The organism is Streptomyces luteireticuli (assembly GCF_041519305.1).
Lineage (GTDB): Bacteria > Actinomycetota > Actinomycetes > Streptomycetales > Streptomycetaceae > Streptomyces > Streptomyces luteireticuli.
This window is the reverse complement of the sequence record NZ_CP167927.1, coordinates 7,419,928-7,442,559: the sequence shown is the minus strand read 5'-3', so window position 1 is coordinate 7,442,559 and position 22,632 is coordinate 7,419,928. Positions and strand designations below refer to the sequence as shown.

Annotated in this window: 20 protein-coding genes; 11 read left to right on the top strand and 9 right to left on the bottom strand. The window is 73.7% G+C overall.

What is annotated here, in order from left to right; all coding sequences use genetic code 11:
* Positions 1-6: 6 nt before the first annotated feature.
* The 3 genes from AB8735_RS33360 to AB8735_RS33350 are packed head-to-tail and all read right to left on the bottom strand — an operon-like array spanning position 7 to position 3,952.
* Complete coding sequence (locus AB8735_RS33360; RefSeq protein ID WP_372411396.1) at positions 7-1,422, bottom strand: NAD-dependent malic enzyme; 1,416 nt, start codon at positions 1,420-1,422, stop codon at positions 7-9.
* Positions 1,423-1,463: 41 nt separating this feature from the next.
* Positions 1,464-2,903: an aspartate ammonia-lyase gene (aspA, locus tag AB8735_RS33355; protein WP_372411395.1), complete on the bottom strand. Its 1,440-nt coding sequence runs from the start codon at positions 2,901-2,903 to the stop codon at positions 1,464-1,466.
* A gap of 50 nt (positions 2,904-2,953) precedes the next feature.
* On the bottom strand, positions 2,954-3,952 hold the full coding sequence (locus AB8735_RS33350; protein ID WP_372411394.1) for an asparaginase: 999 nt from the start codon (positions 3,950-3,952) through the stop codon (positions 2,954-2,956).
* A gap of 136 nt (positions 3,953-4,088) precedes the next feature.
* Between AB8735_RS33350 and AB8735_RS33345 the strand changes: the two genes are divergently transcribed.
* Positions 4,089-4,544, top strand: coding sequence for an Lrp/AsnC family transcriptional regulator (locus AB8735_RS33345; RefSeq protein ID WP_344023116.1), 456 nt, complete (start codon positions 4,089-4,091; stop codon positions 4,542-4,544).
* A 9-nt stretch (positions 4,545-4,553) separates the two neighbouring features.
* Here the strand turns inward: AB8735_RS33345 and AB8735_RS33340 are convergent, their stop codons facing one another.
* From AB8735_RS33340 to AB8735_RS33330, 3 genes are all read right to left on the bottom strand, one after another.
* Positions 4,554-4,871: a UBP-type zinc finger domain-containing protein gene (locus AB8735_RS33340; protein WP_344023114.1), complete on the bottom strand. Its 318-nt coding sequence runs from the start codon at positions 4,869-4,871 to the stop codon at positions 4,554-4,556.
* 81 nt (positions 4,872-4,952) lie between these two features.
* On the bottom strand, positions 4,953-5,894 hold the full coding sequence (locus AB8735_RS33335; RefSeq protein ID WP_372411393.1) for an alpha/beta hydrolase: 942 nt from the start codon (positions 5,892-5,894) through the stop codon (positions 4,953-4,955).
* A gap of 74 nt (positions 5,895-5,968) precedes the next feature.
* Complete coding sequence (locus tag AB8735_RS33330) at positions 5,969-6,856, bottom strand: LysR substrate-binding domain-containing protein (protein WP_344023110.1); 888 nt, start codon at positions 6,854-6,856, stop codon at positions 5,969-5,971.
* A gap of 106 nt (positions 6,857-6,962) precedes the next feature.
* Here AB8735_RS33330 and AB8735_RS33325 point away from each other — a divergent pair, with 106 nt between their 5' ends.
* On the top strand, positions 6,963-8,162 hold the full coding sequence (locus AB8735_RS33325) for a flavin-dependent oxidoreductase (protein ID WP_344023108.1): 1,200 nt from the start codon (positions 6,963-6,965) through the stop codon (positions 8,160-8,162).
* A 62-nt stretch (positions 8,163-8,224) separates the two neighbouring features.
* Here the strand turns inward: AB8735_RS33325 and AB8735_RS33320 are convergent, their stop codons facing one another.
* A complete protein-coding gene (locus AB8735_RS33320; RefSeq protein WP_344023106.1) occupies positions 8,225-8,602 on the bottom strand; it encodes an ArsC/Spx/MgsR family protein in 378 nt (125 codons plus the stop codon).
* A 122-nt stretch (positions 8,603-8,724) separates the two neighbouring features.
* On the opposite strand from AB8735_RS33320, the gene AB8735_RS33315 reads away from it, so the two are divergent.
* The 4 genes from AB8735_RS33315 (at position 8,725) to AB8735_RS33300 (ending at position 14,853) form a co-directional block, all read left to right on the top strand.
* Complete coding sequence (locus AB8735_RS33315; protein WP_372411392.1) at positions 8,725-9,024, top strand: hypothetical protein; 300 nt, start codon at positions 8,725-8,727, stop codon at positions 9,022-9,024.
* A 213-nt stretch (positions 9,025-9,237) separates the two neighbouring features.
* Positions 9,238-11,049, top strand: coding sequence for an HSP90 family protein (locus AB8735_RS33310; RefSeq protein ID WP_372411391.1), 1,812 nt, complete (start codon positions 9,238-9,240; stop codon positions 11,047-11,049).
* Positions 11,046-13,976, top strand: coding sequence for a tetratricopeptide repeat protein (locus tag AB8735_RS33305; RefSeq protein ID WP_372411390.1), 2,931 nt, complete (start codon positions 11,046-11,048; stop codon positions 13,974-13,976). Before AB8735_RS33310 ends, AB8735_RS33305 begins: the two co-directional genes overlap by 4 nt.
* 256 nt (positions 13,977-14,232) lie before the next feature.
* Complete coding sequence (locus AB8735_RS33300) at positions 14,233-14,853, top strand: CBS domain-containing protein (RefSeq protein ID WP_344028199.1); 621 nt, start codon at positions 14,233-14,235, stop codon at positions 14,851-14,853.
* 84 nt (positions 14,854-14,937) lie between these two features.
* Here AB8735_RS33300 and AB8735_RS33295 read toward each other — a convergent pair whose 3' ends face one another.
* A complete protein-coding gene (locus tag AB8735_RS33295) occupies positions 14,938-15,819 on the bottom strand; it encodes an NAD(P)-dependent oxidoreductase (RefSeq protein WP_372411389.1) in 882 nt (293 codons plus the stop codon).
* Between the two features lie 85 nt (positions 15,820-15,904).
* Between AB8735_RS33295 and AB8735_RS33290 the strand changes: the two genes are divergently transcribed.
* Both AB8735_RS33290 and AB8735_RS33285 read left to right on the top strand, forming a co-directional pair.
* A complete protein-coding gene (locus AB8735_RS33290; RefSeq protein ID WP_372411388.1) occupies positions 15,905-16,495 on the top strand; it encodes a TetR/AcrR family transcriptional regulator in 591 nt (196 codons plus the stop codon).
* A 204-nt stretch (positions 16,496-16,699) separates the two neighbouring features.
* On the top strand, positions 16,700-17,599 hold the full coding sequence (locus AB8735_RS33285) for a phytoene/squalene synthase family protein (protein WP_372411387.1): 900 nt from the start codon (positions 16,700-16,702) through the stop codon (positions 17,597-17,599).
* Positions 17,600-17,603: 4 nt separating this feature from the next.
* Here AB8735_RS33285 and AB8735_RS33280 read toward each other — a convergent pair whose 3' ends face one another.
* Positions 17,604-19,277 (bottom strand): bifunctional 3'-5' exonuclease/DNA polymerase, encoded by a 1,674-nt coding sequence (locus tag AB8735_RS33280; protein ID WP_372411386.1) that lies wholly within the window; start codon positions 19,275-19,277, stop codon positions 17,604-17,606.
* 75 nt (positions 19,278-19,352) lie between these two features.
* Here AB8735_RS33280 and polX point away from each other — a divergent pair, with 75 nt between their 5' ends.
* From polX to AB8735_RS33265, 3 genes are all read left to right on the top strand, one after another.
* Positions 19,353-21,077: a DNA polymerase/3'-5' exonuclease PolX gene (gene polX, locus AB8735_RS33275; protein ID WP_372411385.1), complete on the top strand. Its 1,725-nt coding sequence runs from the start codon at positions 19,353-19,355 to the stop codon at positions 21,075-21,077.
* Positions 21,078-21,123: 46 nt separating this feature from the next.
* Positions 21,124-21,972, top strand: a complete 849-nt coding sequence (locus tag AB8735_RS33270) for a pentapeptide repeat-containing protein (RefSeq protein ID WP_372411384.1) — start codon at positions 21,124-21,126, stop codon at positions 21,970-21,972.
* A 78-nt stretch (positions 21,973-22,050) separates the two neighbouring features.
* The gene (locus AB8735_RS33265) at positions 22,051-22,620 is read left to right on the top strand and encodes a TetR/AcrR family transcriptional regulator (RefSeq protein ID WP_372411383.1); all 570 of its coding nucleotides are present in this window, start codon (positions 22,051-22,053) and stop codon (positions 22,618-22,620) included.
* The last annotated feature ends 12 nt before the right edge of the window (positions 22,621-22,632 follow it).

Sequence of the window (22,632 nt, the reverse complement as noted above, 5' to 3'; positions counted from 1 at the left end):
CGGGGATCAGGCAGGGTCGCGCAGCGCGGCCGCCGCCCGCTTGACCGCCGACGCCACGGCCTGCGTCGCCTTCTCGTTGAAGACGCTGGGGATGATGTAGTTCGCGTTGAGCTCGTCCTCGGTGACGACGTCCGCGAGCGCCTCGGCCGCCGCCAGCATCATCTCCGTGTTCACCGTCCGCGACTGCGCGTCCAGCAACCCCCGGAACACCCCCGGGAACACCAGCACATTGTTGATCTGGTTCGGGAAGTCCGAACGCCCCGTCGCCACCACCGACGCCGTCTGACGCGCGATCGCCGGATCCACCTCCGGATCCGGGTTGGCCAGCGCGAACACGATCGCACCCTCCGCCATCGCCGCCACATCCTCGGCACCCAGCACATTCGGCGCCGAAACACCGATGAACACATCGGCCCCCCGCACCGCCTCCTTCAAGGAGCCCGTGATGCCCTCGGGGTTGGTGTTGTCGGCGATCCACCGCAGCGCGGACTGCGGATCGGCCGAGACCAGGTCCTCACGGCCTGCGTGCACCACACCGTGGATGTCCGCCACGACCGCGTGCTTCACCCCCGCCGCCAGCAGCAGCTTCAGGATCGCCGTACCGGCCGCACCCGCACCGGACATGACGACCCGTACGTCACCGATGCCCTTGCCCACCACACGCAGCGCGTTCGTCAGCGCCGCCAGCACCACGATCGCCGTACCGTGCTGGTCGTCGTGGAAGACCGGAATGTCCAGCGCCTCCCGCAGGCGCGCCTCGATCTCGAAGCAGCGCGGGGCGGAGATGTCCTCCAGGTTGATGCCCGCGAACCCCGGCGCGATGGCCTTGACGATCTCCACGATCGCGTCCGCGTCCTGCGTGTCCAGACAGATCGGCCACGCGTCGATGCCCGCGAACCGCTTGAAGAGGGCCGCCTTGCCCTCCATCACCGGCAGCGCCGCCTTCGGCCCGATGTTCCCCAGCCCCAGCACCGCCGAACCATCCGTGACCACCGCCACCGAATTCCGCTTGATCGTCAGACGCCGCGCATCCTCCGGATTCTCCGCGATCGCCATGCACACACGCGCCACACCAGGGGTGTAGATCATCGACAGATCGTCACGGTTGCGGATCGGATGCTTCGACGCCATCTCGATCTTGCCGCCCAGGTGCATCAGGAACGTACGGTCCGACACCTTCCCGACCGTCACACCCTCGATGCCGCGGAGCTCGTCCACGATCTCGTCGACGTGCGCGGTGGAGGTGGCGGCGATCGTCACGTCGATGCGCAGCCGCTCGTGGCCGGACGCGGTGACGTCCAGGCCGGTCACCGAGCCGCCGGAGGACTCCACGGCTCTGGTGAGCTGGCTGACGGCTGTCCCGCCTGCGGGGACCTCCAGCCGGACGGTCATCGAGTACGAGACGCTGGGCGCCGTTGCCATCGGGGTGTTACTTCCTTCTTCTGCTTCTGGTGGTGGGGGAATCAGACCGCGGCGGCCCGGGCGTGCGGGCGGGCGAGGTTGTCCGGGTGGAGGATCTCGCTCAGCCGCTCCGGGGTGAGCAGGCCCTTGGCCAGGACCAGGTCGTGCACCGAGGCGCCCGTGGTCAGGGCCTCCTGTGCGACGGCGGTGGCCTGTTCGTAGCCGATGTGCGGGTTGAGCGCGGTGGCCAGGCCTATGGACTGTGCGACGAGCCGTGCCAGGTGCTCGCGGTTGGCGGTGATGCCGACGACACAGCGCTCGGCGAGCGTCAGGCAGCCGGACCGCAGGTGGGTCAGGCTCTTCAGCAGGCTGTGCGCGATGACCGGTTCGAAGGCGTTGAGCTGGAGCTGGCCGGACTCGGCGGCCATGGTGACGGTCACGTCGTTGCCGATGACCTCGTAGGCGATCTGGTTGACCACCTCGGGGATCACCGGGTTCACCTTGCCCGGCATGATGCTCGAACCCGCCTGCACGGGCGGCAGGTTGATCTCGGCGAGGCCGGCGCGCGGCCCGCAGGAGAGCAGCCGGAGGTCGTTGCAGGTCTTGGAGAGCTTGACGGCGATCCGCTTGAGGACGCCGGAGAGCTGGACGAACGCGCCCATGTCCTGGGTGGCTTCGACGAGGTCGCCGGCGACGGTGAACGGGATGCCGGTGATCGCGCCGAGGTGCTCGCAGGCCGTCGCGGCGTACCGGGGATGGGCGTTGAGGCCGGTGCCGATGGCGGTGCCGCCGAGGTTGATCTCGCGCAGCAGTGCGCTCGCCTCCTCCAGGCGTGCCCGGTCCTCGTCCAGCATCACGGCGTAGGCCGCGAACTCCTGGCCGAGCGTCATGGGCACCGCGTCCTGGAGCTGGGTGCGCCCCATCTTCAGGACGTCCGCGAACTCCTCGGCCTTGGCGGCGAACGCCTCGCGCAGCACCGCCATGGCCTCCGACAGCCGGGCGGCGGCGAGTTGGAGGGAGAGCCGGACGGCGGTCGGGTAGACGTCGTTGGTGCTCTGGCCGGCGTTGACGTCCTCCAGCGGGTGGAGGTGGCGGTAGTCGCCCTTGGCGTGGCCGAGGAGTTCCAACGCCCGGTTGGCGACGACCTCGTTGGCGTTCATGTTGGTGGAGGTGCCGGCGCCGCCCTGGATGACGTCCACGACGAACTGGTCGTGCAGCTGTCCCGCGCGGATCTCCTCGCAGGCGGTCACGACGGCGTCCGCCTTGTGCGCGTCCAGCATCCCCAGGTCGCGGTTGGCCTGCGCGGCGGCCTGCTTGACGCAGGCCAGGGCGGTGACGAGGTCGGGGTGGGCGGCGACAGGGGTGCCGGTGATGGGGAAGTTCTCGACGGCCCGGAGGGTGTGGACGCCGTAGTACGCGTCCGCGGGGACGTCCCGGTCGCCGAGGAGGTCGTGCTCGGTGCGGGTCCGCGGGCTGTCGTGGGAGGGGGCGGATGCCGGCATGGCGGAGGGGGTTCCGATCAGGTGTGTGGGGGGAGTTGGGACGGAAAGGGTCAGACCGACGCGGCGGGCACGGGGGCGGCGAGCGCGTGGCGCAGTGCGTCGACGCGTCCGGCCGGGTCGGTGGTGGCGAGGGCCGCGGAGAGGACGGCGATCCGGGCCTGGCCGGCGCGCAGGGTGCCGGTCAGCACCGCTCCGGCGGCCACGAGGTCGACGGCTCCGCCGTGGGTGTAGATCTCGGCGACCGGCCCGGTGGACACGCGCGTGGTCAGGGCGACGAGGACGCCGCGGGAGACGGCCGCCTCGACGGCTGCGCATATCTCGGGGGTGGCGTTGCCCGCCCCGGTCGCGACCAGGACGATGCCCTGGGCGCCCGCCGCGACGGCGGCCTCGAACAGCGTCGGGTCCGCGTCGCAGTGGTGCATGACGACGTCGATCCGGGGCAGCGGCGCGTCGGCCGACGGCACGGGGAGCGGTGCCGGGCGCGCGGGGCGGTGGTGGATGCGGACCCCGTCGGCGCTCACGTCCGCGACCGGCGTGCCGGACGGGTCGGCGAAGGCGTCGGCGGCCAGCGTCTGCACCTTGACCGTGCCGCGGGCGGCGTGCGCCTGCCCGTCGAAGACGACCAGAACGCCGAGGTCGCGCACCGTGGCGGCGGTCAGCAGCGCGTCGTGGAGGTTGCGCGGCCCGTCGCCCTCCGGGTCCTCCAGCGGGCGCTGGGCGCCGGTGAGGACGACCGGGCGGGGGTCGTCGTGGTGGAGGTCGAGGAAGAAGGCGGACTCCTCAAGGGTGTCCGTGCCGTGCGTGACGACGATGCCGTCGACGGCCGGGTCGGCCAGCACCTCGCGCACGGTGCGCAGGAGGGCGATCTGGTGCGCGGTGGTGATCCGGGCGCTGTTGACGCTCATCAGGTCGACGACCCGGACGCTCACGCCCTCGGGCACGGCGGCCGTGGCGAGGACGTCCCCGCCCGCGGCGTCGGCGGCGTACCCGGAACCCTGCCAGCGGCTGGCTATGGTCCCGCCGGTGCTGATGACGACGACCTGTCCCACGTGTGCTCGCTCCCTTGCCGATCCCTGACGAACGCGGCCCGTGCGCCGGGCCGGGAGCAACCGTAGGACAAATCGCGCGCAATCGGGTTGCCGATTCCGGCGGGCTAATGCCGGAAACGTGGTGGATAATCGCGCAGTGGACGAGATCGACAGAAATATCTTGCGCGAGCTCCAGGCCGACGGCCGCCTGACCATCCAGGAACTCGCCCAGCGGGTCGGCCTCACATCGTCGCCGTGCATGCGCCGGGTGCGCCAGCTGGAGCAGGACGGGGTGATCCGGGGCTACCGGGCGGTCATCGACCCCGAGGCCGTCGGGCGGGGCTTCGAGGTGCTCGTCTCCGTCGAGGTCCGGCGCGACCGGGAGGCGGTCGAGGCGTTCGAGGCGGCGCTCCAGGACATCCCGGACGTCGTCGAGGCGTACCGCCTCTTCGGCAGCCCCGGCTGTCTGCTGCGGATCGCCGTCGCCGACCTCACGTCGTACGAGCGGCTGTGGATCGAGCGCCTCACGACGCTCTCCGGGGTCACCGAGGTGAACTCGCAGATCGTCATGAAGCGGATCAAGGAGCCGAAGGGGCTGCCGGTGGACGGCTGACCCGCGCGGTCATCCCTTCCGCGGCAGGAGCAGCGTCTCCTCCGGGAAGCACCAGGCCCAGTCCTCGCCGGGCTCCCGGGACGCCATGACCGGGTGCTCGGTGGCGTTCCAGTGCGCCCGTGCGTGGCGGCGCGGGGAGCTGTCGCAGCACCCCACGTGCCCGCAGGTGAGGCATATGCGCAGGTGCACCCAGCTGGTGCCCTCGCGCAGGCAGTCCTCGCAGCCTTCGGTGGTGCTGGGGACGACGTCCTTGATCTCGGCGGCGTGCTCGCAGGCGTCGTCGGTGGGGGTGCCGTCGGGGCCGGCGATCGTGTAAGGGGTCGGCATGGTTCGAGGGTATGGGGGGTGCCCCTGGCCCGCCCTTTCACCTGCCCCGGAGGGGGTTCCCCCTCCGGGGCAGACCGGTCGCTACCCCACCACCCCCGCCACGAACTCCCGCCCCCGCTCCAGCTCCCTCTCCGCCACCTTGATCGGGAACATCGTGAAGCCGTGCACGGCCTCCGCCACCACCTCCAGATCCGTCTTGTTGCCCGCGGCGCCCCACCGGGCGGCCATGAAGGTCGTGTCGTCGAGGGCGGGGTCCCGGGTGCCGACGACGAAGCGGGCCCGCGGGAGGTCGTGGAGGTCGGCGTAGAGGGGGGAGACGGCGGGGTCGCGGAGCTCCTCCGGGGACATGCCGGGGAAGGCATGGCCGACCATCCAGCGGATCACCGGAGTCGTGAGCAGCGGGCCGTCCTCGCCGTACGAACGGGCGCTCGGCGTCAGGGACGCGTCGTAGAAGCCGTAGGCCAGGTACGCGCCGCAGAAGGCCCGGTGGGAGCCGTCGGTGTCGCGCAGGCGCAGCAGGGTGCGGACGGCGAGTTCGGCGCCGGAGGACTCCCCGCCGATCACGAGGCGGTCGGTGCCGAACTCGCTGCGGGCGTGCTCGACGAGCCAGCGGGCCGCGTCCTCGCAGTCGTCGGGGGCGGCGGGGTGGGGGTTCTCGGGCGCCAGGCGGTAGTCGACGGCGACCACGGCGACGCCCGCGCCGCGGGCCAGGTCCCACAGCTGCTGGTCCTGGTGCGCGGCCGAGCCCACGACCCGGCCGCCGGCGTGGAGGAAGAGGTAGACACCGCGTACGGCGGGCGGGGTGAAGACCCGTACGGGGACGCCGCCAGCGCGGCCGGGCAGCGTGCGGTCGCGGCCCTCGGCGAGGAGGGGCGGCGACGGATAGGGGCCGTCGCCGGAGCGGGCGAGGGCCACGTCGTCGATCTTGTGGAGCGGGGGGAAGCGGCCGAGGATGCGGGCCATCCTCGCGTTGAACGCCCGGGTTTCCTCGACCACGTCCTGTCCCGTGGTTGCGATCGTCATGACGGGATCATCCGGCAGCGGACCGCCGGGCGTCCCGCCCCGCGGGCACATTGGCCGGTTTCTTGCCGGAACGGTCAGTCCACGCTGGGCAGTTCCTCCCGCGCCCGGGCCACCAGCGCCCGGCCGGCCGGGCCGGACGGGCCTCCGGAGCGCCAGGCCAGGGCCAGGCGGACACGCAGCGCGGGCGGGTCGACGGTCAGGACCCGCAGGATGTCGGCGCGTTCCTCGGCGAAGCCCCGGGGCAGGATGGCGGCGCCGAGCCCGTGGGCGGCGAGCCGGGCGAGGACGCCGGGGTCGCCCGCCTCGAAGGCGATGTGCGGCCGGAACCCGGCGGCGGCGCAGGCCTCGTCGAGCCGGGTGCGCAGGCCCGTGCCGCGCGGCAGGCTGATCAGCGGCCGGCCGCGGAGGGCGTCGAGGGAGATGGCGGGGTGGCGGGCGAGCTCGTGGCCGGGGGCGACGGCGGCGACGACCGGCTGGTCCTCGATCACATGCAGCTCGATGCCGTGGGGCCCGGTGGCGCCGACGCTGATGAGGGCCGCGTCGAACCGGCCGGTGCGCAGCCCCTCGACGAGCTGGTCGGTGCTGTCCTCGGCGAGGGTGATCTCGACGGCGGGGTGGTCCTCGTGGAAGCCCACGAGCAGGCCGGGCAGGTCGGCGCGGTGCGAGGTGACGGTGCCCAGGGCGACATGGCCGCGGACGAGTCCGGCCAGTTCGTCGACGACGAGGCGGGCGCGCTCGACCGCGGCGAGGGCGGCGCGGGCGTGCGGGAGGAAGGCGGCGCCGACCTCGGTGAGGTCCACGCTGCGGCCGGAGCGGTCCAGCAGCTCCTGGCCGAGCTCGCGCTCCAGCTTGCGGATCTGCGCGCTCACCCCGGGCTGGGCCACCCGGACCTTCTCGGCGGCGCGGGTGAAGTTCCGCTCCTCGGCCACCGTCACGAAGTACTCGAGCTGCCGCAGTTCCATAACCAGCGATGCTAGCAGTCAGACCTACCATGTCTTGGACTTCTTTTCGCTGGTGGGCGAGGGTGGAGGCAGCACCGACCGACCGTCCCGAGCAAGGAGTTCCCGGATGACCGTGCTCATCGCCGGAGGAGGCATCGGCGGGCTGACCGCCGCCCTGAGCCTGCACGCCGTGGGGATCGAGGCGCGCGTGGTGGAGAGCGTGCGGGAGATCCGCCCGCTGGGCGTCGGCATCAATCTGCTTCCGCACTCCGTCCGCGAGCTCATCGAGCTCGGACTCGGCGACGAGCTCGCCGCGATCGGCGTGGCCACGGCCGAGAACGTCTACGCGGACCGGTTCGGCAACGAGATCTACACCGAGCCGCGCGGCATCGCCCAGGGCTACAAGTGGCCGCAGTACTCGGTCCACCGGGGCAGGCTCCAGACGATGCTGTTCGACGCCGTCCGCGAGCGGCTGGGTCCGGACGCGGTCCGCACCGGGGTGCGCCTGACGGACTTCACCGACACCGGGGACGCGGTACGGGCCGAGCTGTCCGACCGCGGGACGGGCCGGACCGAAACCGTCGAGGCGTCCGCCCTGATCGGCGCGGACGGGATCCACTCGGTGGTCAGGGCGAAGCTGCACCCCGGCGAGGGGCCGCTGCGGTACTCCGGTATCCGGATGTGGCGCGGCGTCACGGAGACCGAGCCGTTCCTCACCGGCCGCTCGATGGTCATCGTCCGCGAGGGCGGCGTGGAGATCATCGCGTATCCGATCAGCCCCCGGCACGTCAACTGGGTGTGCCTGGTACGGATGTCCGAGCCCGGCCCGCTGGTCGAGGAGGAAGCGGGCTGGAACCGCCCCGGCCGGCTGGAGGACCTGCTCCCCTACTACCGGGACTGGAACCTGGGCTACCTCGACGTGCCGGCCCTGCTCTCCGGCAGCGACGTGCTGCTGGAGTACCCGATGGCCGACCGCGAGCCGCTGTCGTCCTGGGGCCGCGGCCGGGTGACGCTGCTCGGCGACGCCGCCCATCCGATGTGGCCGGTGGGGGCCAACGGCGCCTCGCAGTCCGTCCTGGACGCCCGGACGCTGGCCGCCGAACTGGCCCGGGCCGCCGACGTGCCGGCCGGGCTGGCCGCGTACGAGGCCGTCCGGGTCGAGGCGACCGCCAACGTCGTCCTGGCCAACCGGAACATGAACAAGGCCGCCGAGAAGGCCCGGCTCGCCCGCCGGGACTTCGGCCGCATCACCGACACCTACCGGCGCGAGACCGGCGCCGAAGTGCACGTCCTCAACGAGCGTGCCTCCCTGACCCCCGGCGGCTGACCGGGCCGGTGCGGGGCCGGCGCCCCCGTCCGGCCCCGCACCTCTGCTTCCGCTTCATCGCCTCACTTCTTCGAGCGCCGCGAGCGCGCCAGCGCCTCGCGCACCGCCTCCTCCGTGCGCGCCACCAGGGCCGTCCCGTCGTCGGCCGTGATGATGGGCCGCTGGATGAGCTTCGGATGGCGGGCGAGCGCGGCGATCCAGCGGTCGCGCGCGCCGGCGTCGCGCGGCCACTCCTTCAGGCCCAGCTCCTTCGCCTCCGCCTCCTGGGTGCGGGTGATGTCCCAGGGCTCCAGGCCGAGCCGGCCGAGCACGGCGCGGATGTCGGCCTCGCCGGGCACGTCCTCCAGGTACCGGCGGACGGTGTAGCCGGCGCCCTCGGCGTCCAGCAGGCCGATCGCCGAGCGGCACTTCGAGCAGGCGGGGTTGATCCAGATCTCCATGCCGCCCAGCGTACCTGCGGACCCGGTCAAATCCCTCCTGAGCTGGGGCGATTGTCAGTGCCCGGCGGTAAAATCGAAGGGTAGTGAAGAGGTCGCAACGACCCCTGATCCGGAGGCCGCCAATGACCGCAGCAGTACGCCCGTTCCCCGACCTGCCCGCCCTTCCCACCCTGCCGACGAAGCGCCTTCCCGCGGGCCGTCCGCGCGACTGGTACGAGTCCCACAACCGCCGGCTGAAGGCCATGCGCCTGGCCATCGCCCTGCTCCACAGCGGCGCCTACCGCCCGGAGCAGGCCACCAACCGCCGCATACGGCGCACCGCGGAGCGGATCGGGGTGCGTACGCCGTCCAACGCGACGTGTCGGATGGTGCGTTCGCTGATGCTGGCGGAGGCGCCGGGGCGGCGCGGAGGCCGCGGCTGAGGTTGGCGGGGCGCAGCCCCGGTCCTCAAGCGCCGGACGGGCTATTCAGCCCGTCCGGCGTTTGAGGACGAACGCGGCGCAGCCGCGTTGCCCTGCGCGGGAGCGCGTGAGAAACGGTGAAAGGGCGGGACAGGGGCACAACTCCCCCGGCAAACCGGCCCGCACCGTTAATGCCCCGCACACGGTCCGACCCACGAAGTAGTCTGCTCGACGATGACTGACGACCAGATACCGCACGCCTTCCAGGTCGACCTGCGCGGCCTCGTGGACCTGTTGTCCCACCACCTCTACTCCAGCCCCAAGGTCTACCTGCGCGAGCTGCTGCAGAACGCCGTCGACGCGATCACCGCCCGCCGCGCCACCGACCCCGCGGCACCCGCGACCGTCCGCCTGGTCGCCGGGGACGGCCGGCTGCGCGTCGAGGACAGTGGCATCGGGCTGACGGAGAGCGACGTCCACGAGCTGCTGGCCACGATCGGCCGGAGCTCCAAGCGGAACCAACTGGAGTCGACACGCTCGGAGTTCCTCGGCCAGTTCGGCATCGGCCTGCTCGCCTGCTTCGTCGTCGCCGAGGAGATACGGGTCGTCAGCCGCTCCGCCGGGGCGCCCGACGCGCTGCCGGTCGAATGGACGGCCCGCGACGACGGTTCGTACACCGTCCGGACCCTGCCCGGCGGGGCCCGCCCCGAGCCCGGCACCACCGTCCATCTGAACGCCCGCCGGGGGACGGCGGACTGGCTGTCCGAGGAGCGCGTCACCGCCCTCGCCAAGGACTTCGGCGCGCTCCTGCCCTATGACGTGCGCGTGGGCGACACCCCGGTCACCGACCGGCCCGCCGTATGGGAGCGCGTCCATCCGGGCCCCGCCGCCCGCCGTTCCGCGCTGGCCCGCCACTGCCGGGAGCTGTTCGGCTTCGCCCCGCTCGACAGCATCGACCTCGACGTGCCGGCGGCCGGCGTCCGGGGCGTCGCCTATGTCCTGCCGCAGGCCGTCAGCCCGGCGCAGCGCGCGGGCCACCGCGTCCACCTCAAGGGCATGCTGCTGACCGACCGCGCCGACGACCTGCTGCCCGACTGGGCGTTCTTCGTCCGCTGCGTCATCGACACCGACAGCCTGCGCCCGACCGCCTCCCGCGAGAGCCTCTACGACGACGAGCGGCTCGCCGCCGTCCGCGAGGCCCTGGGCGAGCGCATACGCGGGTGGCTCGCCGAGCTCGCCGCAGGCGATCAGGAGCGGCTGCGCCAGTTCCTCGCCGTCCACCACCTCGGCGTCAAGTCGCTGGCCCGGCACGACGCGGAGATGCTGCGCACCATGCTGCCGTGGCTGCCCTTCGAGACCAGCGACGGGCATCTGTCGCTGGAGGAGTTCGCCCAGCGCCACCCGGTCGTCCACTTCACCGAGAGCGTCGAGGAGTTCCGGCAGGTGGCGCCGATCGCCGCCGCCCAGGGCATCGGCGTGGTCAACGGCGGCTACACCTTCGACGCCGACCTCGTCCGGCTGCTGCCCCGGGTGCGCCCGGGCACCTCCGTCGCCGAGCTGGACGCCGAGACCGTCACCGCGCACCTCGACCATGTCGACGCCGCCGACGAACTGGCCCTGTCCGGCTTCCTGTCGGCCGCCCGCACCCGCCTCGACGCGCTCGGCTGCGACGTGGCCGTCCGGGCGTTCCTGCCCGTCACCGTCCCCGCGCTGCACCTGGACGACCGGGCCGCCCGCCACGAACGGGCCCGCGCGGAGGAGGAGTCCAGGGCCGACGACCTGTGGACGTCCATCCTGGGTTCGCTGCGCGAGGAGACCCCGCGCGCCCGGCTCGTCCTCAACCACCTCAGCCCCCTGGTGCGCCGCCTGGGCGCCCTGGAGGACCGCGACCTGGCGGGCACCGCCGCCGAGGCGCTGTACGGGCAGGCCCTGCTGATGGCCCAGCGCCCGCTGCGGCCGGCCGACTCGGCCCTGCTCAACCGCGCCTTCCTCGGCCTCCTGGAGTGGGCCGCCCACCCCTCCGCCGCATCCGAGGAGGGCCGGTGAACACGACCGCCGCCGTCCGCCTGGCGCTCCAGGAGAACGGGCGCGAGCCCGAGGGCCCCGCGCGCAACGCCCGTGCCGAGCAGCTGGTCGAGGAGGCCGGGCACACCGGTGACACCGCCCTGCTGATCGACGCCCTCTTCAACCTGCTGTCCGCCTACAACTTCAGCTCCGAGTCGGAGAAGATGTTCGTGCCGTTCGCCCGCGTACTGCGCATGTGGGACGAGCGTCCGGGCGACTTCGACGAGTTCGCCGCCCACCGGCTGCACTGGATGTTCAAGTGGGTCTCCAGCGGCATGCTCGACCAGCCGGGCATCCCCCTGGCCTCCGTCGAGAAGTGGCAGGCGGAGATGGAGCACCGCTACCGGCTCGCCGGGCACAGCGAACGGGCCGTGCGCCAGGGCGAGTTCCGCATCGCCCGGGACACCGGCGACCTCCCCCGCGCCGAGCGGGCCTTCGCGGCCTGGCTCGCCGCCGACCGCGACGGGATGAGCGACTGCCACGCCTGCGAGCTCAACGCGCAGGGCGCGTGGCTGGACCAGCTCGGCCGCCCGGCCGAAGCGCTGGAGACCTGGGCGCCGGTCCTGGCCGGCGAGTTCACCTGCGCCCACGAGCCGCATGTCGTCCTGGCGTCCTCGCTGCTCCCGCTGGTGCGGCTCGGGCGCACCGAGGAGGCGCGTACGCACCATCTGCGCGGCTACCGGATGATCCGCGACATGGAGTCGATGCGCTCCACCGTCGCCGACCACATCGAGTTCTGCGCGCTGACCGGCAACGAGGCCCGCGGCCTGGAGCTCCTGGCCGAGCACACGGGCCACTTCGCGCCGTCCGGCGACCCCGACACCCTGCTCGGCTTCCTCGCCGCCGCCGCGCTGCTCGCCCGGCGCCTGGGCGAACTGGGGCTCGGCGAGCGGGAGATGCCCGGTCCGGCCGGGCGCGTCTGGACCGCCGACGCGCTCCACGCGCACGCCCGCGCCGAGGCGCTGGCCCTGGCCGCCCGCTTCGACGCCCGCAACGGCAGCACCGTCGTCGGCGCCCGGGTCACTGCCCGGATGGACGCCGCGCCGCTGCTGGAGCGGCTGCCGCTGGGCGTCCGGGCGGAGCGTCTGACCACCGGGCCGCGCCCGGCCCCGGTCGCCGAAGCCCCTCCGGGGGAGGACGTCGGGACGCTGCTGGCCACGGCCCGCCGGCTCACCGAGGAGTTCGATCCGGGCTCGCGCGGGGCGTGGGACGCGGCCGCCCGGGCCGCCGGCGACGGGGCCGGCCTGGACGCGCTGGCCCGCGCCGAGCTCGCCGGCCACGCCGCACTGCGCGGGACCGGCGGTCCGGAGGAGCGCGCCGCCCGCTTCCGGGAGGCGGCGGCGCTGTACGAGGAGGCGGGCCGGCCCGTGGAGGCAGCAGGCGCGCGGGCACGTCATGCGCTCGCCCTCGCGCTCCTGGGCGACGGCGACGAGGCCGATGCGCCGGCCCTGGTCGACGCGGAGTGGGCGCGGCTGCGCGAGCTGGACGCGCCGCCCCGCCGGATCGCCTCGGTCATGCTCCACCGCTGCCGGGTGCTGCTGCACCGGCTGCCCGAGGGGTCCGAAGCAGCGGTTTCCCCGGCCGAGTTGGAGCGCGCGATCGACGAGGTGCTGGCCTACGCCGAGGAGCACGCGGAGCACGAGGAGCACTCGGCGTCGGGGCGCGCGCTGCGGGCCCGGGTCGCCGACGCCTTCGAGCTGCGCGGCGCGGCCGCCTCGGCCGCGGGCGACCCCGCGCGGGCCGCGGCCGCCTTCGCGCGCGCGGCGGAGGTCGCGGACGGGGCGGGCCTGTCCTGGTACGCGGCCGGGGCCCGGGAGGAGCTGGCGCGGGCCGCGATGGCCTGCGGCGACCCCAAGTCGGCGATCGGCGCGGCGCGTTCCGCGCTGGAGCACGGCGCGGGGCTCCTGGCCGACACCACGGCCGCGCGACTGCATCTGATCCTCTCCGACGCGCTGTCGGCCGTCGGGGAGCGGGAGACGGCGGTCGAGCACGCCCTGGAGGCCGCGCACTGGGCGGACCGGGCGGGGCAGGGCGAAACGCTGGGCGCCTGGGCCCGGCTCGCGCTCGGCGGAGCGCTGCACGGCCTCGGCCGGGCGGACGAGGCGGCGTCGGTGCTGGAGACGGTCCTTCCCGATCTGGAGCGCCAGGACGACGAGGGCCAGGTCGTCCGGGCCCGCTGGTGGCTCGGCGAGTGCCTGGCCGCGCTGCGCGACCACCGGCAGGCGGCCGAGCAGTTCCTGCGCGCGGCGGGCGTCGCCCAGGGCTGGGACGACCAGGAGGACCACGCCGTCCTGGCCAACCTGGCGGCGGACTGCCTGGACCGGGCCGGGCTGGACGACGAGGCGGAGCGGGCCTACGAGCGGGCCGGGGAGCTGTGGCGCGGCCTGGACCGCCCGGAGGCCGCCGTCCGTGTGCTGCGCGCCCGGGCCTGGGTGGCCGCGCGCGGGGAGGACGGTCTGCCGGCCGCCCGGGAGCTGATGGCCGCGGCCGTGCGGGAGTGCACGGCCGCGCTGGGGGCGGCGGGCGACGAGGAGCGGCTCGCGTCGCTGCGCGCCGAGCTGGCGCAGACCCACCGTCAGTTCGGCGAGTTGGTCGTCCGCTCCTGCCCGGGCGAGCCGGGCGACGAGGACGGCGACGGCACGGCGCGGGCGGCGTACGAGGAGGGGCTGGCCCATGCCGAGCGGGCCGTCGCCGCCTTCGCCGCGTGCGGCCCGGCCCTGCGCGACCAGCGCACCGCCGCGCAGCTGATGGCCGCCTGGCTGGAGGCCGACCTGGGCCGGGCCGAGGAGGCCGCGGCCCGGGCCCGCGCCGTGGCCGCGGAGTACGGCGACGAGGAGGAGGGCGCGGCCCCGGCGCGCCGGGCCGAGGCCGGGAACCTCGTCAAGTACGTGGCGCAGCAGGGCGGCTGACGCCCTGCCCCTTCCGCCCCGGTGGCCCTGCGGCGGCCGCCGGGGCGGAGGCGTTCTCCGCGACGGCCGCGGCCGCGGCGGCGTGCCAGGCCGCCCGCCGGGCGGTCACCGCGGGCCGCCGTCTCACCCTGCGGTGTGGACCGCGGAGGCCCCGGCTCCGGACCGTCGGCGCATATGCGACGCTGGAGGTGATCCCGGTGGTCATCGTGGCCGCGCGCCCGGCCCCCGGGTGCGTACCTGAAGGGACTGGGACATGTTGCAGCACAGAACCGTCGGTGACCTGATGACCCACTCGGTGGTCAGGGTGCAGCGGGGCACCCTGTTCACGGAGATCGTGCACGTTCTCCACGAGCACGACATCACGGCGGTTCCGGTGGTGGACGCCGACGACCGTCCGGTGGGCGTCGTCTCGGAGGCCGATCTGCTGGCGAAGGCGGCCCAGCGGATGGAGGAGTCCGGTCCGTCGGGGATGCCCGCGAAGCACGACGCGACGACGGCCGAGGGGCTGATGACCAGTCCGGCGGTGTGCGCGCGGCCGGAGTGGAGCGTGGTGGAGGCCGCCCGCACCATGGAGGAACGGCACGTCAAGCGGCTGCCGGTGGTGGATGCGGCGGGCCGGCTGGTGGGGCTGGTGAGCCGCAGCGATCTGCTGCGGGTGTTCCTGCGGGACGACCGCGCCATCCGGCAGGAGATCATCGAGGACGTGCTGGTGCGCACCTTGCACGAGCCGCCGTCGGGCATCGGGGTCGAGGTGGCCAACGGCCAGGTGCGGCTGAGCGGTTCGGTGCGGGACGAGGCCCTGGTCCCGGTGCTGGTGCGGCTGTGCCGCAGCGTGGACGGCGTGGTGAGCGTCGACCACCACCTGTCCGCGGAGTGATGCGCCCGCGGGGGCGGCGGGAGGAGCCCCACCGCTCCCCCTCCGCCCCCGCGGGCAGCTCTGTGTCCGCCTCGGCCGGCCGCCTTACACGACCGGGTTGCGGAAGACGTCGGTCACGCTGGTGAAGCTGTCCTCGGCGTGACCGTCCTCGACGGCGCGGCGGAAGAGGTCCAGCACCGCGCCGGGCAGCGTGCTGTCGATGCCGGAGTCGCGCGTGGTGTGGACGATGTGCTCGACGCTGGCGACGCCCATGGCGAGCCGGTCCACGTCTCCCGGGTGCTCGCCCGCGTCGATGCGCGGGGCGTAGAAGGCGTAGAAGTTCGGCAGTGACGCGGCCGTGGACTGGGCGTAGGGCAGGAACTCCGCAGCGGAGATGCCGTGTTTGTCCGCCACGGCCAGGGCGTGTACGTAACTGACCACACCGGTCCAGAAGATGTCCATCATGATCTGGTAGTAGAGCGCCGCCAGCCCCGGGTCCTCGCCGCGGAAGTCGGTGCCGGTGAGCACCTCGAGTGCCGCGCGGTGCCGCTCGAACGCCTCCTCGGAACCGCTGTAGAAGGTGGCCGAGTCCGGGTCGCCGATGCCGGAGGGCGGGCACTGGACGCCGCCCGTGAGGTGCGTTCCGCCGTGCCCGGCCACCCACTTCGCCGCCTCGCGGGCCTTCTCGGGGGTGTCCGAACTCAGGTTGGCGACGACGCGGCCGCGCAGGGCGTGCGGCGCCTGCTCCAGGACGGCGCGGACCGCGTCGTAGTCCGTCATGCTCAGCACGACCAGTTCGTTGGCGGTCAGCGCCGCCTCGACCGAGGGCACCAGGGTCGCTCCCTCCGTGACGAGTTCGCCGGCGCGGGAGGCCGTGCGGTTCCACACGGTGACGTCGTAGCCCTTGCCGAGGTACGCGCGGACCATCGCCCGGCCCATCGGGCCGAGGCCGATGACGGTCACGGACTGCTTGCTCGTGCTGTTCACAAGACCCCCCTAGAACGAACGCTCTACTTAGTGATCACCGTAGCACGACTCCAGAACGAACGCTCTACTCAGGTAGGCTCGGAGGATGAAGACCACGTCAGAGAAGCCCGCGCCGGACACCCGCGAACGGATCGTCCGGGCGGCCTCGCGGCTGATGCAGCGGCAGGGCTACGACGGCACGGGGATCAAGCAGATCTCCCAGGAGGCGGAGGCGACCCTCGGGTCGCTGTACCACTTCTTCCCGGGCGGGAAGCAGGAGCTGGCCGTCGCGGCGATCCGGCGCGGCGACGAGGAGTTCGCCGACATGCTGCGCCGGGCGCTGGACAGCGACCCGGACCCGGCCGCCGCACTCGTCGCCTGCGCCCGGACCCTCGCGGAGGAACTGAGCGCGTCGGACTGGACCGAGGGCTGCCCGGTCACCGCCACCGCCCTGGGCACGGCGGGCCGCGCCCCCGACATCCAGCAGGCCGCGGCCGAGGCGTTCGCCCGCTGGCGCGAGCTCGTCTTCGCGAAGCTGAGCGGGTCGGGGATCGGGGAGGACGAGGCCCGGGCACTCGCGCACACGGTGATCTCCACGCTGGAGGGGGCGGAGCTGGCGGCCCAGGTGTCGCGGGACGCGGAGCCGTTGCGCTCCGCGGGGGAGCATTTGGCTCGGCTGGTCTCCACGTATCGCTAGGGTGCGGCAGGGGGGATCTTTGCCCCGGACCCGCCCTTTCACCGTTTCTTCGCGCTCCGCGCGGGTGTCCTCAAGCGCCGGACGGGCTGTTCAGCCCGTCCGGCGCTTGAGGACAGCGCGCGCAGCGTGCTGCTGCGGAAACGGTGAAAGGGCGGGTCCGGGGCAAAGATCCCCCAACGGCCACCCCCACCCACAGGAAGCCGCATGCACACCTGGGACACCACCCTCACCACCGCCGGCATCAACGAGCCCGCGCTCCGCCACGCCTACACCCGCCAGCGGGCAACCGTCGCCGGCTACCGCCGCCACGCCTACCTCGCCGTCCGGCTCCTCCTCCCTCCCGCCCTCGTCCCGCACGTCATCGCCGCGACCGCGTTTATGCACCACACGGACACGGTCCTGGACACGACGACTGGCGGTCACGACGGCTGGCCCGCATGGGAGACGGAGGTCCGGACCGGTCTGGAGAGCGGGACCGGCGCCCACCCGGTGCTGCGGCCGCTGCTGCGGACCATCACGTCCCACCCCCAACTGCGCACCCACGTCGCGGACTTCCTCGACGGCGCACCCCTGGAACGCGAGTCCACCGGTTTCGCGACCGAGTCCGCCTACCAGAAGTACGTCGACGCCTACTCCCTCCCCGCGTTCATGCTGATCGCGTCCCTCCTCCTCTCCCCGGACGCGGATCCCGGCGCCTCCCGCGAGGTCTGCCGCACCTACATCGACGGCAGCCAGCGGCTCGACTTCGTCAACGACCTGTCGGAGGACCTGCGCGACGGCCGGCTCGGCCTCTCCGACGAGGCGCTGGAGCGGCACGGCACCACCCGCCGCGACCTGGAACGGGCCCGCGACACCACCGGCACCCGCGCCCTCCTGCGCGCCGAGCTCGGACAGGCCCGCCGCGACCTGCTCGCCGCCCGCCGGCTGGTGGCCTTCGCGCCGCCCGGGCACCGGGCCTTCACCCGGGCGGTCATCGCGCTGGAGACGCTCACGGCGGAGCGCGCCCTGGCCGCCGGGACGGGCCTGCTGCGCCGCCCGGCCGGGCCGCCGCTCGCCGGGGCGCTGGGCGTGCTCGCCCGGGAGTACCGCCGGCGCGGCCGCTGAGGGCTCACTTCGCGTCCGCGTAGCACTCCACCACGGCCGTGGTGAACGGGAACCGCGCCGGGGTGTCCCCGAACGCGAGCCGTCCCGCCTCGTCCCCGGCCCACCGCACCGCCTCCGCCACCTCTTCGGCCTCCTCCTCCGGGCAGTGCACGATCAGCTCGTCGTGCTGGAAGAAGACCAGCTCGGCCCGGAGCCCGGCGATGCGCCGCCGGACCAGTGCCAGCACGATCAACGCCCAGTCCGCGGCGCTGCCCTGCACCACGAAGTTGCGGGTGAAGCGCCCCCGGGCCCGCGCCCGCGCCGGGCCGCCGGACCCGGCCGCCTCCGGCTCCTCCTGCGGCAGGCCCGCCTCGTCGGGGACGGAGGTGGAGACGGGCGGGCACGTACGGCCCAGCCACGTCCGCACCAGGCGGCCCTCCTCCCCCGCGCGCGCCGCGTCGTCGACATACGCGACCGCCCGGGGGTAGCGGCGGCGCAGGTCGGCCAGGTGCTTGAGGCCGTCGCCCGAGGTCTGTCCGTAGACCGCGCCCAGCACGGCCAGTTTGGCCCGCTCCCGGTCGCCGGAGAACAGCCGCTCGGCCAGGTCCGCGTAGAGGTCGAGGCCGCTGCCCGCGACCTCCATCAGGCCCGGGTCCCGGGAGACGGCGGCGAGCACCCGGGGCTCGATCTGGTCGGCGTCGGCGACCACCAGCCGCCAGCCCGGGTCGGCCACCACCGCGCGCCGGACGACCTTGGGGATCTGCAGCGCCCCGCCGCCGTTGGTGGTCCACCGGCCGGTGACCGTGCCGGCCGGGAGGTATTCCGGGCGGAAGCGGCCGTCGCGGACCCAGCTCTGCAGCCAGGCCCAGCCGTGCGCGGTGTGCAGCCGGTAGAGCTTCTTGTACTCCAGGAGGGGCGCGACGGCGGGGTGGTCGAGCTCCCGCAGCTCCCAGGCGCGCGTCGAGGACAGGGCGATGCCCTCCCGGGCGAAGGCGCGGACGATGTCGGCGGGGAGATCGGGCCGCACCCGCACGCCGTCGCCGAAGGCCCGCGAGACCTCGTCGGCCAGCTCCGCCAGCCGCCGGGTCTCCTGGCCGCCGGGATAGCGCTCCCCCAGCAGCGCCGTGAGCAGCTCCCGGTGCACATCGGCCCGCCAGGGCAGCCCGGCCCGGCCCAGCTCGGCCGCGATCAGCGTGCCCGCGGACTCGGCGGCCGTGAGCAGCCGCATGCGGCCGGGGTGCGTCATGTCCTTTATCCGGGCCTGCTGGTCCGCGTACACCTCAAGGAGAGCGGTCAGTGGGTCCGTCCCGGGCGGCAGCGGCACCGGGCCCGGCTCGAAGAGCGACGGCTGGCCGCCGGCCGCACGCGGCGGCGGATCCTCCGGCACCGGCAGCCCCTTCAGCCGGGCCCACGCGGCCGCGAGCGAGCGCGGCTGGCCGTACTGGCCCTCCTCGTGGCCCACGATCAGCGCCTCGGCGGCCTCCACGTCGTAGCACCGCTCGACGCGGACGCCCTCCTCCAGCAGCCGCCCGTACGTCTGCGCCGTCGCACGCCACACCCACCGGCCCGCCTCCGGCCGCGACCGGACCGCCTCGGCCAGGCTCCGCTCGGCGACCACCGGACCGGCCGGGTCGCCCCCGGGCCCGACCGGGCAAATCCGGACCGTCCCGTCCCCCGTCTCCGCCACTGCCCATCTCACGTCCGCAGTCTCGCAGCAGGGTCTGACATCGCCCCTCGCCTCGCCCCCGTACCGCCCCGGTGGCAGGCTGAAGCCATGGCCCGGCCCAACGAAGAGGTCGCTGCGGTGCTCCAGGAGTACGCCGACCTCGTCGCCATCACCGGCGGCGACGCCTTCAAGGCCCGTGCCTACGAGAAGGCCGCGCGCGCCATCGGCGGCCATCCGTCCGACGTCTCGAAGCTGGACCTCCAGGGCCTGCGCGAGATCCCGAACGTGGGGAAGTCGATCGCCGAGAAGGTCGTCGAGTACCTGGGCACCGGCCGGGTCGCCGCCTTCGAGGAGACCCGGGCGTCCGTCCCGGCGGGCGTCCGCGAGCTGCTCGCCATCCCGACCCTCGGGCCCCGCAAGGCCCTCACCCTCTACGAGGAGCTGCGCGTCTCCTCCGTCGACGAACTCCTCGACGCCATCCACCAGGAACGGCTGCGCGACCTCAAGGGGTTCGGCGAGAAGACCGAGCAGAACATCCTCCACGGCATCGAGCTGATGAAGAAGGCCGGCGGCCGGATCCTGCTGTCCGCCGCCATGGACGCCGCCGAGCGGATCGTCGCCGACCTCTCGCGGATCGAGGGCTGCGAACGCTGCGCCTTCGCCGGTTCGTTGCGCCGCATGCGGGAGACCATCGGGGACATCGACGTCCTCGTGGCCGCCGGCCGCGCCGAGCCGTTCATGGAGGCGATCAGCACTCTCCCGTACACCGCGGAGGTCATCGCCCGGGGCCCGAAGAAGACGTCCGTCCGCACCGTCGACGGGCTCCAGATCGACCTGCGGGTGCTGCCGCCCGACGCCTGGGGCGCGGGGCTGCTGTATTTCACCGGCTCCAGGGCGCACAACATCCGCGTCCGCGAGATCGCGGTGCGCCACGGGCTCAAGCTCTCCGAGTACGGGCTCTTCCGCGTCAAGAGCGGCCGCAAGGTCGCCTCCCGGACCGAGGAGGAGATCTACGCCCGGCTCGGGCTGCCGTGGATCCCCCCGACGCTCCGCGAGGACCGCGGCGAGATCGCGGCGGGGCTCGCGGACGACCTCCCGGACCTGGTCACCGAGGACGCGATCCGCGGCGACCTGCACACCCACACCGACCTCACCGACGGACTGGCCCCGCTGGAGGACATGGTCGCCGCGGCCGCCGGACGCGGCTACGCCTACTACGCCGTCACCGACCACGCCCCCGACCTCGCCATGCAGCGCATGACCCGGGAGAAGATCCTGGCGCAGCGGGAGGAACTGCGCGCGCTGGAGGGCAGGCACGGCCGGACGCGGCTGCTGCACGGGACCGAGCTCAACATCGGGCCGGACGGCGGGGTGGACTGGCCCGACGACTTCCTCGCCGGCTTCGACCTCTGCGTCGCCTCCGTGCACTCGCACTTCCGCCAGTCCCGCGAGGAGCTCACCCGCCGGCTCGTCCGCGCCTGTGAGAACCCCCACGTCGCGATCATCGGGCACCCCACGACCCGGCTGATCGGCAGACGGCCGCCGATCGACGCCGACTTCGACGCGGTCTTCGCGGCCTGCGCCCGGACCGGGACCGCCCTGGAGATCAACGGGCATCCGGAGCGGCTCGACCTGGGCGACGAGGAGATCCTGCGGGCCAGGCGGCACGGTGTGAAGTTCGCCGTGAACACCGACGCGCACTCCGTGACGCACCTGCCCTACATGCGGTTCGGCGTGGGCACCGCCCAGCGCGGCGGGCTCACGAAGGACGATGTGATCAATGCCTGGCCGCTGCAGCGGCTGCGCAGGTTCCTGCGCCCGTCGCCCGGCTAACATGGACCGCTGACCTGCACTGTTGAAACCGCTCAAGACGTCGACGATGAGGAACACGCGCACCGTGCCCGACACCAGCGAAGCCCCCGCCCCCGACAACCGCGCCCTGCGCGCCGACTGCGGGAGCTGCTTCGCGCTGTGCTGCGTGGCCCTGCCCTTCGCGAAGTCGGCCGACTTCGCGATCGACAAGGACGCGGGAAAGCCCTGCCGCAACCTGCGGGACGACTTCCGCTGCGGCACGCACACCACGCTCCGCGAGAAGGGCTTCTCCGGCTGCACCGTCTACGACTGCTTCGGCGCCGGCCAGAAGGTCTCCCAGGTCACCTTCGGCGGCCGCAGCTGGCGGGAGGACCCGGCCACGGCGCGGCAGATGTTCGAGGTGTTCCCCGTGGTGCGGCAACTGCACGAGCTGCTCTGGTACTTGACCGAGGTGCTGACCCTGCCGCAGGCCCGTCCGGTCCACCGCGACGCGCGCCGGCTGCTCGGCCGCACCGAGCGCCTCACGGAGTCCGCGCCGGAGGAAATCCTGGAGCTGGACGTAGTGGCGCTGCGCCAGGACGTCAACGTCGTGCTGCTGCGCGCCAGTGAGCTGGTGCGGGGCGGCAAGGGCGGGAAGAAGAAGGAGCGCCGGGGCGCGAACCTGATGGGCGCCAAGCTGCGGGGCGCCGACCTCAACGGCGCGAACCTGCGCGGCGCTTACCTCATCGCGGCGGACCTGCGCGACGCGGACCTGCGGTCGGCCGATCTGATCGGCGCGGACCTGCGCGACGCGAATCTGTCCGGTGCCGATCTGACGGGTGCCGTCTTCCTCACCCAGCCCCAGGTCAACTCGGCCAAGGGGGACGCCCGGACGCGCCTGCCGGAGGGGCTGTCCCGGCCGGGGCACTGGGCTTAGGGCGCTGGACCTCTTTCCCACTTGCCTAAACCCTTTAGGTAACTCCATAATCGGTTCAGGCAACCGAGGGGAGAGACCGTGGCACGCGCCGGACTGACCGCACAACGCCTGGTCGAGGCGGGAGCCGAGCTCGCCGACGAGGCCGGCTTCGACCAGGTGACCGCCTCCGCGCTCGCCCGGCGCTTCGACGTCAAGGTCGCGAGCCTGTACTCGCACATCAGGAACACCCAGGACCTCAAGACCCGGATCGCCCTGCTGGCCCTGGAGGAACTCGCCGACCGGGGGGCCTCCGCGCTCGCCGGGCGGGCCGGCAAGGACGCCCTGACCGCCTTCGCGAACGTCTACCGCGACTACGCCCGGGAGCACCCCGGCCGTTACGCGGCGACCCGGTTCCGGCTCGACCCGGAGACAGCCGCCGCGAGCGCCGGCCGTCGGCACGCGGAGATGATGCGGGCGATCCTGCGCGGCTACGACCTGGAGGAGCCGGACCGGACCCATGCGGTCCGGCTCCTGGGCAGCGTCTTCCACGGTTACGTCGACCTGGAGGCGGGCGGGGGCTTCAGCCACAGCGCCCCCGACTCCCAGGAGTCCTGGTCCCGCGCCATCGACGCCCTCGACGCCCTGCTGCGGAACTGGCCCGCGGCCTGAACCCTCCGGACA

Excerpts from the sequence above, each read along its gene's own strand:
- AB8735_RS33360 (WP_372411396.1), bottom strand. The coding sequence starts at position 1,422 with ATGGCAACGGCGCCCAGCGTCTCGTACTCGATGACCGTCCGGCTGGAG.
- aspA (WP_372411395.1), bottom strand. The coding sequence starts at position 2,903 with ATGCCGGCATCCGCCCCCTCCCACGACAGCCCGCGGACCCGCACCGAG.
- AB8735_RS33340 (WP_344023114.1), bottom strand. The coding sequence starts at position 4,871 with ATGCCGACCCCTTACACGATCGCCGGCCCCGACGGCACCCCCACCGAC.
- AB8735_RS33335 (WP_372411393.1), bottom strand. The coding sequence starts at position 5,894 with ATGACGATCGCAACCACGGGACAGGACGTGGTCGAGGAAACCCGGGCG.
- AB8735_RS33330 (WP_344023110.1), bottom strand. The coding sequence starts at position 6,856 with ATGGAACTGCGGCAGCTCGAGTACTTCGTGACGGTGGCCGAGGAGCGG.
- AB8735_RS33325 (WP_344023108.1), top strand. The coding sequence starts at position 6,963 with ATGACCGTGCTCATCGCCGGAGGAGGCATCGGCGGGCTGACCGCCGCC.
- AB8735_RS33320 (WP_344023106.1), bottom strand. The coding sequence starts at position 8,602 with ATGGAGATCTGGATCAACCCCGCCTGCTCGAAGTGCCGCTCGGCGATC.
- AB8735_RS33315 (WP_372411392.1), top strand. The coding sequence starts at position 8,725 with ATGACCGCAGCAGTACGCCCGTTCCCCGACCTGCCCGCCCTTCCCACC.
- AB8735_RS33310 (WP_372411391.1), top strand. The coding sequence starts at position 9,238 with ATGACTGACGACCAGATACCGCACGCCTTCCAGGTCGACCTGCGCGGC.
- AB8735_RS33290 (WP_372411388.1), top strand. The coding sequence starts at position 15,905 with ATGAAGACCACGTCAGAGAAGCCCGCGCCGGACACCCGCGAACGGATC.
- AB8735_RS33285 (WP_372411387.1), top strand. The coding sequence starts at position 16,700 with ATGCACACCTGGGACACCACCCTCACCACCGCCGGCATCAACGAGCCC.
- polX (WP_372411385.1), top strand. The coding sequence starts at position 19,353 with ATGGCCCGGCCCAACGAAGAGGTCGCTGCGGTGCTCCAGGAGTACGCC.
- AB8735_RS33270 (WP_372411384.1), top strand. The coding sequence starts at position 21,124 with ATGAGGAACACGCGCACCGTGCCCGACACCAGCGAAGCCCCCGCCCCC.